Raw genomic sequence first — 12,787 nt, 5'->3', positions numbered from 1 at the left:
AGGGCGCGTTTTACCGCTGCCCCCGCTATACTTTTGGAATGCTTTCGTCCAATCTGCCTTTTATTAATACATTGCAAGACGGCGCATGGCTTCCTTAACTTTATCCTTGTTTAACATATAAAACTTCTCCATCGGTGGACTGATCGGCATGGCTGGTACATCAGGAGCACATAGACGCTCAATCGGCGCATCCAGCTCAAACAGACACTCCTCATTAATAATTGCCGATACCTCGGCACCGATGCCGCCCGTTTTGTTGTCCTCATGCACGATTAATACCTTACCTGTATGTCGTGCAGCCTCAATAATGGCTTCGCGGTCCAGCGGTTGGAGTGTGCGCAAATCCACAACATGTGCGGTAATGCCCTCTTCCTTCTCCAATTCCTCAGCAGCCTGCATGACAAAATGCAAAGGCTGGCTATATCCGATGACCGTAATATCGTCACCCTCACGTAATAGATTAGCCTTGCCAATCGGAACGATATAATCATCCTCAGGCACTTCACCCTTGATCAGCTTGTAGGATTTTTTATTTTCAAAAAACAGCACTGGATCAGGGTCACGAATGGCTGCTTTCAACAATCCTTTTGCGTCATAAGGTGTAAATGGAGCAACAATTTTCAAACCCGGCGTACCAAAAAAGATAGATTCTGGACACTGAGAGTGATACAAACCACCAAAGATACCACCACCGATTGGCGCGCGGATTACCACAGGACAGTTCCAATCGTTGTTAGAGCGGTAACGGATTTTAGCTGCTTCACTAATAATCTGATTTGTCGCCGGAAGCATGAAGTCCGAATATTGCATTTCGGCAATCGGCTTCATTCCGTACATGGCTGCACCAATCGCAACCCCCGCAATAGCCGACTCAGCCAATGGCGTATCCATGACACGTTGCTCACCGAATTGGTCCATAAGCCCCTTTGTCGTTGTAAAGACGCCGCCCTTCACCCCGACATCCTCACCTAATACAAAAACCGTTTCATCCTGCTCCATCTCTTCTTTCATGGCAAGACGAATCGCATCAATATATTCCATAATCGCCATTGTTACCGGCCCTCCCCATCGCTATCTGCATACACATGCAGCAGCGTATCTTCGGGCTTTGGAAAAGGCGCTTTATCTGCATATTCAATCGCTTCCTTGACTTCGAGCAGCAGCTCAGCCGACAGATCCGCATCCTTGGCCTCATCCCAAATGCCGCATTCAATCAAGTAGTTTTTCATACGGGCTACGCCATCCTTGGCCCAGTTCTCATCCACTTCCTCCTTGGTCCGGTAAGCCAGATCATTATCCGAGGTGGAGTGAGGAGACAGACGGTACATCATGGCTTCGATCAGCGTAGGACCTTCACCGCGGACAGCACGTTCCCGTGCTTCCTTCACCGCCGCATATACCGCCAACGCATCATTACCATCGACTCGAATCCCTGGAAAACCATATCCCAAAGCACGGTCGCTTACCTTGCCTGCCAACTGTTTATGAATCGGAACCGATATCGCATATTGATTGTTCTCGCACATAATGATGACTGGCAGCTTCTGTACACCAGCAAAGTTACAGCCTTCGTGAAAATCTCCCTGATTGCTGGAGCCTTCCCCAAACGTAACAAACGAAACAAAATCCTTTTTCTGCATTTTGGCAGCCAAAGCTACACCTACTGCATGCGGAACCTGTGTCGTTACTGGGCTGGAGCCTGTCACAATACGCAGCCGTTTACTACCAAAATGTCCTGGCATCTGGCGACCGCCGCTATTGGGATCATCTGCCTTGGCAAATGCCGACAGCATTAGTTCGCGCGGCGTCATTCCTACCGCAAGCACGAATCCATAATCCCGATAATAGGGAAGAAAATAGTCCTTTTCCCGGTCAAGGCCGAAAGCTGCACCTACTTGTGCCGCCTCCTGTCCAATGCCAGAAACGTGGAAATTAATTTTCCCTGCCCGTTGCAGGAGCATGTTGCGCTCGTCAAATCTTCTTGCGAGCAACATATATCTGTACATATCAATAGCTTGTCCGTGAGTAAGTCCCAGCTGTTCATGTCTGAAGCCAGCGTCTACAGCGCCTTTAGAACTCATTGAGGCACCTCCTTAAGTGTCAAACATCCTACTTCCAGTACCTAGTACCATCTTGTCTTAAAACCTGGTACTAAACTCTAGCTAACCCCATTATAATCCTTTTCTCCCCAAAAAGAAAAGCACCGATTTATTTGAAACGTTTATATGCCAATCGCCTGTCCATCAACGGCCAACATCGCTTCTCCCAAAATCTCCGACAACGTCGGATGCGGATGAATAAGTTGTCCGACTTCCCACGGCGTAGCATCCAGTAGTTGCGCAAGAGCGGCCTCGCTGATCAGATCCGTCACATGCGTACCGATCATATGTACACCGAGAATATCATTGGTCTTCTCGTCGGCCACTACTTTGACGAAGCCGTCCCGACTGCCGTATACTAGCGATTTTCCGATAGCTTGAAAAGGGAACTTCCCTGTCTTCACCTGATGTCCACGCTCACGGGCTTCTTGCTCCGTTAAGCCGACGCTCGCGGCTTCAGGACGTGTATAAATACACCGCGGAATCAGATGGTTAGGTACACTGTGAAACTCTTCGCCCGCCATATGATGAACCGCCTGCAAACCTTCATGGCTCGCCGCATGCGCCAGTTGTAAGCCGCCGATGCAATCTCCAATGGCGTAAATATGTGGTTCATTCGTCTGCAAATGCTCATTAACCGAGATAAAGCCACCCTCTACGCGGATATCCGTATTTTCCAGCCCGATATTTTCCACATTTGCCTGACGCCCTACAGAAATGAGCAGTTTGGAAGCGCTGAGGGTTTCGGTTTCTTCCCCTTTTTGCACGTCAATCTGTACGCCTTTCTCATCTTTGCCGTATGTTTTAGCCAGCACTTGTGAACCCGTCAGCACCTTGACACCACGTTTGGTTAACAAGCGCTGCATTTCACGCGAAACGTCTTCGTCTTCCGTGGGAATAAGTCGATTCGCGGCTTCAACCATCGTAACCTCCACGCCAAAATCATTTAGCATGGAAGCCCACTCTACGCCAATAACACCACCGCCCACGATAATCAGGGATGCTGGTAGCTCCTCCATAGTTAACGCTTCGTCACTGCTCAGGATAAATTCGCCATCTGGCTCCAGTCCGGACAGCACACGCGGGCGTGATCCCGTTGCGATAATGAGATGTGTAGGAACAATCGTTTCCATCTCACCATCTTCTAGTTCCACAGCAACTGCCCCGCTTTTTGGAGAAAATATAGACGGACCAATCACACGTCCCTTACCACTCAGCACCGTAATTTTATTTTTACGCATCAAAAATTGAACGCCTTGATGCAGTTGCTCCACAACGGCTTCCTTACGCTCCTGAACCTTAGGAAATACAAGCTGTGCTCCCGATGTCTCAATACCGTATTGTGCACTTTCCTTAATCGTCGCATATACTTCCGCACTGCGCAGCAAGGCTTTACTCGGAATGCAACCACGGTGCAGACAGGTTCCGCCAAGCTTGTCCTTTTCGATGATAACCACTTCCTTGCCTAGCTGGGCGGCACGAATGGCTGCTACATATCCCCCGGTTCCTCCACCCAAAATAGCGACATCACAATGTATAGTCATGTTTCTCCTCCATTAACAATTGATTATATATAGCTTATTGTACTCTCTTTATTTCACTGTACAAAATATAGCATTTAGGCATAGGCTACAAAAAAGATAACCCTTTAATCCAGATATCTTTCCATATCATTCATACAGCGCATCTCGTAATTTAGTAGACATCCTTGGACTTTGTGCTGATTTGGCTCGCAGCGCCTTGCGAAATGATTCATTTTGCTTGCACAGAAAGTTCAGCTCTGTCTCCAGCTCAGTGATGAGTTCTAGAGCTTGCGGGCTGATCAGCCCTTGCTCCAGTAATGCTCCTTTTTTGGCACTATAATCCGTATTTTTTTCGTCCATGCCTTTCACTCTTCCCTTCATTCCACTACGCTTCACCATATCATGCCAGAGGCGGCAGAGCAATGACGACCACATTTACGTTTTAGGAATAGACATACAACAACATGTCGAAAAACAATATATTTTCTCTAGTCTGTATGCGGCTGGTTATGGTAATCTATAATGGCGTTTTCTTTCGGAGAAGAAGATTTACAGTGTTATGTACATGTTACAGAGAGGGGAATTCGCTTTGCCTACAGGACGAATTACGATTATTACAGGCCCCATGTTCAGTGAAAAATCTGGCGAATTGATTCGCCGCTGTCAAAAACTAATCCAATACGGGCATCGTAAAGTGGTCGCTTACAAACCCGCTGAAGATAACCGCTATGCCGAGGACGAAATAGTAAGCCGGATCGGATATCGGCTGCCCGCTATCTCTATCCCCAGAAAACTCACAGATGAGCTCGTTCAGCGTATTTTGCAAGAAACAAAAGATGCCGACGTGGTTGCCTTTGACGAAGTCCAGTTTTTCAGTCGTCATATTATGTCGCTCGTACAAGAGTTAGCTTATTGCGGCAAGCATGTAATTGCCGATGGGCTGAATCTGGATTATCGGGGCAAGGAGTTCGGCTATGTCGGTGGTCTACTCGCCATGGCGGATGATATCGAGAAGCTGACTTCCTTTTGCGCTGTATGCGGTAGCTCGGAAGCAGTATTTACGCAACGTATGGTAAATGGTAAACCTTCCACTGTAGGACCTATTGTGATGATCGGTGACTCTGAGGCTTATGAGCCTCGCTGTCGAAATTGCTTTATACCTCCTCATAAAGTGAACTGCGATTAGTAGACAGATAGATCGACAAGCTGCAATATGCCTACGTGAGTACCAGTTACTTTTTTCTTGCATTTTTTTGGAACGATTCGAACCATTGCCCCGTATATCCGGTTAAGCTGTACAAGTTTTTAGTTTTCGTTTGTATATCATGACCATGAGGTTATCTGGGGGGACGGAATAATGAGTTTTTTCAACAAAATCTTAGCAAGCGCAGGAATCGGTTCAGCTAAAGTCGATACACTGGTAGATCAAGCCGTATATGTGCCTGGGGAAGAACTTAGTGGTATCATGCGCATCAAAGGCGGCAAGATTGATCAGGAAATCGGCAAAATTGACATTGAGCTCAAGACTGAATATATCGTAGAGCACGATGATAAAAAAACTACCACCACCTGCTGCATTGCACGGATCAAGGTATCTGATGGCTTTCATCTACAGCAAGGACAGGAGCTTGAAATTCCTTTTTCCTTCAGATTGCCGTTGGAAACTCCTGTTACTAACGTCAAACAGCCCGTCTGGCTGGAAACAGCATTAGATATTGGCATGGCTTTGGACCCGACCGATCGTGATTCACTAAAAATCGAGCCACATCCCTATATGAATACAGTGTTTGAGGCGGTTCACCTGTTGGGCTTCCGATTCCGCTCCTCCACCTGCGAACGTCACCCTAAGCTGGGACGCGGTGTTCCGTATGTACAGGAATTTGAATTTACGCCCGGATCAGAGTATGCACGTGATATCGAGGAGCTGGAGCTGATTATGCAGTTGGAACCCAAGGGTGTGCATGTGCTTGTAGAAGTAGACCGCAGGGGCAAAGGGTTATCTGGTTGGCTGGAGACTGCCTTTGATATGGATGAGCGTCATGCCTGGTTGAGCTTAAGCTGGGAAGAGCTATCCTATGGACCAGATCACATAGCAGATGCGCTTGAGGAATTGATTGACAGGCAAATTAGATAACAATGTAAAGCACAAACAAAAAAACTCCTAACCAATTTACTGCATCGGTTGGGAGTTTTTATTAATTATAAGAATTTTTTAATGATGGTCCTCAATCGTCTGTATAGACTAAAGTGGCAACATATCCTGTCTTTCCGCCTTATGCTTACACTCTTTGCATACCCCATACAGCGATCCATTGTCATCCGCATAGAAGGTTAATTTGTCTTCTTTTTTACAAAAGGAGCATTTTTGCTTGCCTGTGCCCTGGATAGAGTCAGACAGTCCAAATCCAGTTTGGGCCTGAATACCTGCTGCTTTTTCATTTGGGCGTGAACCGGAAGACACTTTAGACTTAGATTCATTTCCGGTGCGGGATTGTCGAGCGGACTTACGAGGACGAAATTCAACGACATTACTGCCCCGCTGTTCATGCACTTGTTTATTGCTGCTGCGACTACGCCTTGCTTTAACAATCCAACCCAACGCCACCAACAACACGCCGAAGAACACCCAAGTCAGACTATTCCACATGCTCTCATCCCCGCCTTTGCTTTAGAATCAATTGGGTTAATACCACTAGCCCGTTCAATGCGATGACTTAGCCTATAGCTTTATTCATTGAAATTATACCCGTTATACAGCCTCTGTGCTGTTCATCCGATTGTCTACCCATATAAAAAACGTACCCTTCAGTGCAACATCCGACTCGCCTCTTAGCAAGAAATTGAGCATGTTAGGTAAATCATCTTTTCCTAAGGAGTACATTGACCCGTTTTACAAATTGTACATCATCCTTTTGAAAAACGATAATATCCCCCCCATGGAATTCGTTCTCCTTATCAAAATGCTTACCTACTGCCCAATGGTGAGAACAAAAATGTCCCAGATGGCTACATTACTCCCCTTGATAATAAAAATCAATGAATCTTTTCGTCAAAGGATTAAACTTATCAAAGCGTTTGCGATGCGGTAAAAAGCCTGACTTATGTACTTGTTCTGCTAGTGTTTCTACATGTTCAAATCGCTTGAAAAAGGGCAACGCGAAAGTGTAGATATCTTCAATAATCTCTTGGATCACCCGTTCTCTTTCTGCTTCTGTGGACACAAGGTAATCCCTGTTTCCCGTATATTTCTTGGTGAGAGCAATCAGCTCACTGTGAAAACAAGCCCCAGTACTATACTTCTTTTTTATTCTTTTGGATTCCACGATAATATAAACTTTTAATGCACCATATTTCGTCGCACCAAAACAAATTCCAAATATAAATTCCTTGGTTTCTTTTTTCAAAACTTTTCTGCTTTTCAGATATTTAAAATCATTCAAAAATGGTGTAGCTATGATTTTTTCTATCGCTAACTGACGTAGGTCACTTGCTTTAAGTTCAGTCTTATAGTCCATGATGTCACTCCAACCCAAAGAATTTCCCACCATTATATCATATCTTTCCAATTACAGATTCCTCATATCTCCACCCTTTAATCACAATATATTAATAAAAAAAGAAAAAAGCCGCTCACAATAGAGCAGCTAGTTCCTCTGAAACATAAAAAGCAGTATACGAATTATACTTTGAATTTACCAATTTGCCCTTGCAGATCCTCTGCCATCGTAGACAGGTTTCTTGCAGATGAAGCAATTTCCTCCATGGACGCCAGCTGTTCCTGAGTTGCGGCAGATACGTGTTGTGTCCCTGCTGCGGCTTCCTCAGCAATCGCTGAAATTTGTCTGACAAAACCAACAATCTCATCTGTACTTGCAGACATTTGTTCTGATCCGGCAGAAACCTCTTCAATTTCACTGGCCACTTTATTTACGGTTTCCTGAATTAGTTCAAAGGATGCGCCTGCATTTTGTACAACTTCACGACCTGTCATGACATCCTTCCCGTTAGACGCTACCGCCTCAATAGCATGGGTAGTATCCTTTTGAATCAATCCCACTAGCTCCGTAATTTGTTGAGCTGAATGAGCCGATTGTTCAGCCAACTTGCGAACTTCGCCTGCAACTACAGCAAATCCGCGACCATGTTCTCCTGCACGGGCCGCTTCAATCGCAGCGTTCAAGGCAAGAAGGTTGGTCTGACTAGAAATATTGGTGATAACATCAATGATCTTGCCAATTTCGTCTGAGCGCTCTCCCAATCCAGCCATGAGATCTGCCAATCCATTCATCGAATCATTCACGGCATTCATCTGCGTAACTGCCTGTTGAATCATCTGGTTACCTTCAGCCGATTTATGGGCCGCATCTTGCGCAGATGCGAATACATTTTGCGCGCGGATGGCGATTTGCTCAACACCGATAGACATTTCCTCAATAGCTTGGGACGATTTCGTCACCATATCTACCTGGTCTCCTGTTCCAGTAGCTACTTCTTGCACCGTTTCGGTTATTTGTGCAGAAGCTTGGCTATTTTGCTCTGCGCTGGCCGTCAATTCTTCTGAGGAAGTGGTTACCAACTCAGTCGTCTTACTCACAGATTGAATCAGTTGACGAAGGTTCTCAACCATGACATTGAAGGAATGTGCCAACGTACTGATCTCGTCCTTGCCCTTCACAATGATAGCTTCACTTGTAAGATCACCCGATGCAATACTTTCAGCAGCACGACTGATCCGCAAGATAGGTTTAGAAATAATTTGGGCTATGATGATTGCCATGATCAATGCTAATATAACGGCTACTATACTCAAAACGATGACCAATTGTCTCCCTGAAATAAAATTGTCAACTGCTTCTTTCGTAGTCTGTTTAGATCCATCTGCATTCAATTTAATGAGCTGACTGATCATATCGTTTGAACTATACCACAACTTATAGGTCTCTTGATGAAGGATGCTTGATTGAGCATAATCATTGGCTTTACCTGCTTCGATCACTTCAGGCAACTTAGCCAAATACTCCGTATAATTTTTAGAGAATTCTTCGTACATTTCGCGTTCTTTAGGGGTAGCAATTAATTTTTCGTATGTTTTGCGGCCGTCCTCAACCTTTTTTAAAACCTTATCATATTCGGCCTGAACCTTCTCCATTTCCTCTGGGTCACGTTCTACAATAATGTTTAATGAAATCCGCTCTACATCAGATACATCACCATTTAGTGTTCCCAGTATGGTCACACTTGGCATCCAATGGCTATCAATTGCCATCGAAGTGTCACCTAGGTTTTTCATTTTTGAGATAGATACTGTACTAATCACGATCAAAAGGATTATTACCGCTAAAAAACCCAATATCAATTTTGTTCGAATGTTAAATTTCATATATACGCTCCTCAGTTCTCTTTATATTAGATACTATATCGACAAGAAACGACACTTTGTTTATATCAAAATTAAAGAGAATTTCAGAACTGTTTACAAAAGGAAAATTTCCCTTCGTGATGGTTGGTGCAACTGATTCAGGTTTATTTTATAACCTCGTGGAGAGCATTATGTTTTATAATCCCCAACAATTGTACCGCCATATAGGGAGGGAGATGCTGAAAATCTTTATTCACTTATTCCATCAAACTTATAAGTTTTAAAAAAAGGATACCCAGAAACGGGTATCCCTTTATGTTTTACTTCCTAGCAATCACCATAAATCGTTCTGAATTTGTCCTTATTCCTATTTCGGTTTGATTGTCTATAATAAATTGTTGGAGTATTTGAAAATCAATTTCTTTTTCTCCGAAGTTAGAAATAGTCGGAGTGTGTTTCAAGAGGAATATTAAGTCTGCAGGAGTCTGATAATATTCGTTTGCATTGAATTCAAATGACTGTATATCGTTAAAGCCCGCATCACTTAATTCGGTAATATATTTAGCTTTTAACGAGTCTTTCTTAGCACCCCAAGCCTGTCCTCTTCCAAACGCTTCTTTAATATTTAATTTGTCGTTTTCGCTTACTTGCTGTGTCAGGAACATACCACCCTTTACTAACACCTTTGCTATCTCTTTTGCATAAAAACATGAATGTCGAGAAGAGATTACATTAAAGAAGTTCTCAGGAAAATTTAGATTTTCAGCATCCATCTGGAGAAAACGAACATTTGCTATGTCTGATTCAGCAGAATTCTTGGTTGCTGTTTCAATCATTCCGGTGGAATGGTCAATCCCAACTAGAAGTAATGCAGAATCTGCTATTGATAAAATTGCTTCCCCGCCGCCAGTACCGATATCAAGCAATATATCCGACTTCTTGCATGTCTTCGCCACTTCATTGTAGAAGTCCCATTTTACTCCTTTGGAGATACATTTCACATTGCTGAAATCCCATCCGTTGATTTTTCCAACCTTATCATAAAACTCTTTATATTCTATTGAATTCATTTTTCTTCCACCTTCCAATTAAGGATAAAAACTACGAGTTAGCAGACCGATATCATTCAGAATTTTAGTTTTTGTAGCCAAAAGGATAGACTTCTCCCTTGACGGCTGGTACGCGTTTTTTCCAGCCCGGAAACTAAATACCTCGAACAATACGGAATGACATCCGATTCACCTCATTTGAAAGATTGTTTTAATTATATTTCTTATAGAGCTTGTCGATCAAGCAATAGTTCAATAACAATTCCAACTCTCTCCCTTGGTAGAACGACGACTGATAGCAATGAAATGACGATAATTGAAGAAAACTTTAAATTGTCCAGTTGAAATTGAAAATCGTTCATAAAAAATACCGCTCCTTTACTGGTTCTTGGAAGAACCAATAAAAAGGCGGTATTAGTTTTCTACTATTCAGAAGTTTATCGGTAATCTGGGCGGCTGTTTTGGAGATTAGAAGCCATCCCTGCAATTATCATTGATAAACGTCAAACCCCAAAAATCCCTTGCTTCATCAATCATTCTGACTCTTTCAGGACACCTTATTCTCAATCCGCAGCTTATCTGCCACCATCGCTATGAATTCACTATTGGTTGGTTTGGACTTACTGATATTAATGGTGTAACCAAACAGATGTGAAATGCTGTCGATATTTCCTCGGGTCCATGCTACCTCGATAGCATGACGAATGGCGCGTTCTACGCGAGATGCCGTCGTTTTGAACTTTTCGGCGATTGCCGGATATAATGTTTTGGTGATGGCTCCCAAGATTTCGATATTATTGTACACCATCGTAATGGCTTCGCGTAAATATTGATAGCCCTTGATGTGAGCTGGTACACCAATTTCATGTATGATGGCCGTGATACTGGCATCCAGGTTTTTCGTCTTACCCATAGGTACTACGTTGGACCGCATGGATGAAATGGTTACCGGACTGCTGCTAACTAACTGCGGTCCCACCAATTGGCGAACACGGTTAGCCAGCACTTCCATGTCAAACGGCTTCAAAATATAATAAGATGCCCCGAGCTGTACGGCCCTCTGTGTAATATTTTCTTGACCGAATGCAGTCAGCATAATGATTTTCGGCTGTGGAGTCAGGTTCATTTCTCTCAAACGCTCCAACACACCGAGACCATCCAGGTGAGGCATAATAATATCTAAAATAAGTACATCAGGTATGTTGCGGGATTCTGCGATGCGTTGGAGCACTTCTTCGCCGTTATAGGCGATTCCTGTAACTTCCATATCCTCCTGATCGGAAATATATTCAGCAAGCAAATTCGTAAATTCCCGGTTGTCATCAGCCAACAATACCTCAATTTTTTGCAATGTACTTCCTCCTCATTGAGTGATATTCCATTGTGATATCTATTTACAGTATATAAATATTTCTTGTCGGAGTATATGATTTCGACATCGAATTATGAATTCCTTCTGTCGAAAATTATTTTTATTTATTTTTTTTAGAGTTTCTATTATAATTGATTCTTTATCTTGCAATTATGAGTTATTCCCCTGCTTTTCGACAAAAAAATCTTAAGGCCACTAGCTCGCCTTAAGATTAGAAGATGATTTCAAGCTTACGTTATTCTGCATGATTCCTGCATCGCGCAGCATCCATTCGATAAAACAACCGTAACCTGATTTAGGATCATTCACAAATACATGTGTCACAGCCCCGATAAGCTTACCATTTTGGATAATCGGACTACCGCTCATTCCTTGCACGATTCCCCCGGTCTTATCCAGCAGCTTTGGATCTACAATGCGAATCACAAGTCCTTTGGTTGCCGGTTTGTCCTGCTGAGAAATGTGTACAATTTCCGCCTGAAACCGCTGAATTTGTTGACCTTCCAGTACAGTCAAAATTTCTGCAGGTCCTTCTTTTACTTCATTCGCAAGGGCCACCGGAATAGGAGTCGAATACAATCCATATTGCGGCTCATCTGACATTTTCCCAAAAATTCCGAAATTCGTATTTCGTTCAATATTTCCTAATACCCGATGATCTTTGAGAAAATGAGCGCGTTTTTCTCCTGGTTCCCCACTTTGGCTTTTCGCAATTGACGTCACATTGGATTGCACAATCTCTCCGCTCCCCACGACAATAGGGGTTTGGGTATTCATATCGGTAATTACGTGACCCAAGGCCCCGTATACACCCTGGTCCGGTGCGTAAAACGTTAATGTACCTACACCTGCAGCCGAGTCCCTAATATACAACCCAAGCCGCCACGCTTTATCATCTTGATCATATGCTGGTGTTAACTTGGTGGAAATGGTCTGCTCCCCTCGACAAAGCGTGATGTCGAGCGGTTTTTTGTTCTTACCTGCTTCGTCTACTGCCTCAGCAACCCTTGCCAGGCTATTGAGTGGCTTGCCGTTCATGTGTGTAATTCGATCCCCTAGGCGAATCCCTGCTGTTTCACCAGGTGACACCTTACGATCATTACTTTCCTGAATGATATGGTGACCGACGACAAGCACTCCTGAAGATTTTACTTTGACCCCAATCGTCTGCCCCCCCGGGTATACTTTTAAATCGGGGACTACACTTTCTTGGGTTGTCCTCATGCTTTTAGAGCCGAACAAATCCAAAGAAGCTTGTGGAGGCAGCGCTGCTTGCACATACTGAGCGTTACCGATAGAACACATAAGAAAAACAAGCAAAAGACCGAGCAATTTGATCCTGGAGTAAAAATTCAATGGCTGTCACGCTCCCTTTGCTTCTTTCG

At 43.8% G+C, this 12,787-nt stretch carries 12 protein-coding genes; 2 read left to right on the top strand and 10 right to left on the bottom strand.

Annotated elements, in window-relative coordinates:
* Positions 1-63 precede the first annotated feature (63 nt).
* From MKX59_RS11360 to MKX59_RS11345, 4 genes are all read right to left on the bottom strand, one after another.
* Entirely contained in the window at positions 64-1,050 is a 987-nt protein-coding gene (locus MKX59_RS11360; protein WP_013310796.1) for an alpha-ketoacid dehydrogenase subunit beta, read from the bottom strand.
* 2 nt (positions 1,051-1,052) lie between these two features.
* Positions 1,053-2,081 (bottom strand): thiamine pyrophosphate-dependent dehydrogenase E1 component subunit alpha, encoded by a 1,029-nt coding sequence (locus tag MKX59_RS11355; RefSeq protein ID WP_340858427.1) that lies wholly within the window; start codon positions 2,079-2,081, stop codon positions 1,053-1,055.
* 140 nt (positions 2,082-2,221) lie between these two features.
* Positions 2,222-3,643, bottom strand: coding sequence for a dihydrolipoyl dehydrogenase (lpdA, locus tag MKX59_RS11350; protein ID WP_209942725.1), 1,422 nt, complete (start codon positions 3,641-3,643; stop codon positions 2,222-2,224).
* Between the two features lie 126 nt (positions 3,644-3,769).
* The gene (locus MKX59_RS11345; RefSeq protein WP_336297594.1) at positions 3,770-4,003 is read right to left on the bottom strand and encodes a hypothetical protein; all 234 of its coding nucleotides are present in this window, start codon (positions 4,001-4,003) and stop codon (positions 3,770-3,772) included.
* Between the two features lie 208 nt (positions 4,004-4,211).
* On the opposite strand from MKX59_RS11345, the gene MKX59_RS11340 reads away from it, so the two are divergent.
* Positions 4,212-4,808: a thymidine kinase gene (locus tag MKX59_RS11340; protein ID WP_023989232.1), complete on the top strand. Its 597-nt coding sequence runs from the start codon at positions 4,212-4,214 to the stop codon at positions 4,806-4,808.
* 171 nt (positions 4,809-4,979) lie between these two features.
* Positions 4,980-5,756 carry a sporulation protein gene (locus MKX59_RS11335; RefSeq protein WP_340858426.1) on the top strand — a complete coding sequence of 259 codons (777 nt, stop codon included), beginning with the start codon at positions 4,980-4,982 and terminating at the stop codon, positions 5,754-5,756.
* Between the two features lie 108 nt (positions 5,757-5,864).
* Here MKX59_RS11335 and MKX59_RS11330 read toward each other — a convergent pair whose 3' ends face one another.
* The 6 genes from MKX59_RS11330 to spoIVB form a co-directional block, all read right to left on the bottom strand.
* Entirely contained in the window at positions 5,865-6,269 is a 405-nt protein-coding gene (locus MKX59_RS11330; RefSeq protein WP_028540603.1) for a hypothetical protein, read from the bottom strand.
* A 364-nt stretch (positions 6,270-6,633) separates the two neighbouring features.
* Positions 6,634-7,188 (bottom strand): hypothetical protein, encoded by a 555-nt coding sequence (locus tag MKX59_RS11325; protein ID WP_235322285.1) that lies wholly within the window; start codon positions 7,186-7,188, stop codon positions 6,634-6,636.
* Positions 7,189-7,301: 113 nt separating this feature from the next.
* Complete coding sequence (locus tag MKX59_RS11320) at positions 7,302-9,002, bottom strand: methyl-accepting chemotaxis protein (protein ID WP_023989236.1); 1,701 nt, start codon at positions 9,000-9,002, stop codon at positions 7,302-7,304.
* Positions 9,003-9,301: 299 nt separating this feature from the next.
* On the bottom strand, positions 9,302-10,051 hold the full coding sequence (locus MKX59_RS11315; RefSeq protein WP_028540600.1) for a class I SAM-dependent methyltransferase: 750 nt from the start codon (positions 10,049-10,051) through the stop codon (positions 9,302-9,304).
* 526 nt (positions 10,052-10,577) lie between these two features.
* A complete protein-coding gene (gene spo0A / locus MKX59_RS11310) occupies positions 10,578-11,381 on the bottom strand; it encodes a sporulation transcription factor Spo0A (protein ID WP_023989239.1) in 804 nt (267 codons plus the stop codon).
* Positions 11,382-11,597: 216 nt separating this feature from the next.
* Positions 11,598-12,758, bottom strand: a complete 1,161-nt coding sequence (gene spoIVB / locus MKX59_RS11305; protein ID WP_023989240.1) for a SpoIVB peptidase — start codon at positions 12,756-12,758, stop codon at positions 11,598-11,600.
* Positions 12,759-12,787 lie beyond the last annotated feature (29 nt).

The organism is Paenibacillus sp. FSL R7-0340, from assembly GCF_038002205.1.
Lineage (GTDB): Bacteria > Bacillota > Bacilli > Paenibacillales > Paenibacillaceae > Paenibacillus > Paenibacillus polymyxa_B.
Note: the sequence above shows the minus strand (reverse complement) of the source record. Positions and strands in the feature narration are given on the sequence as shown.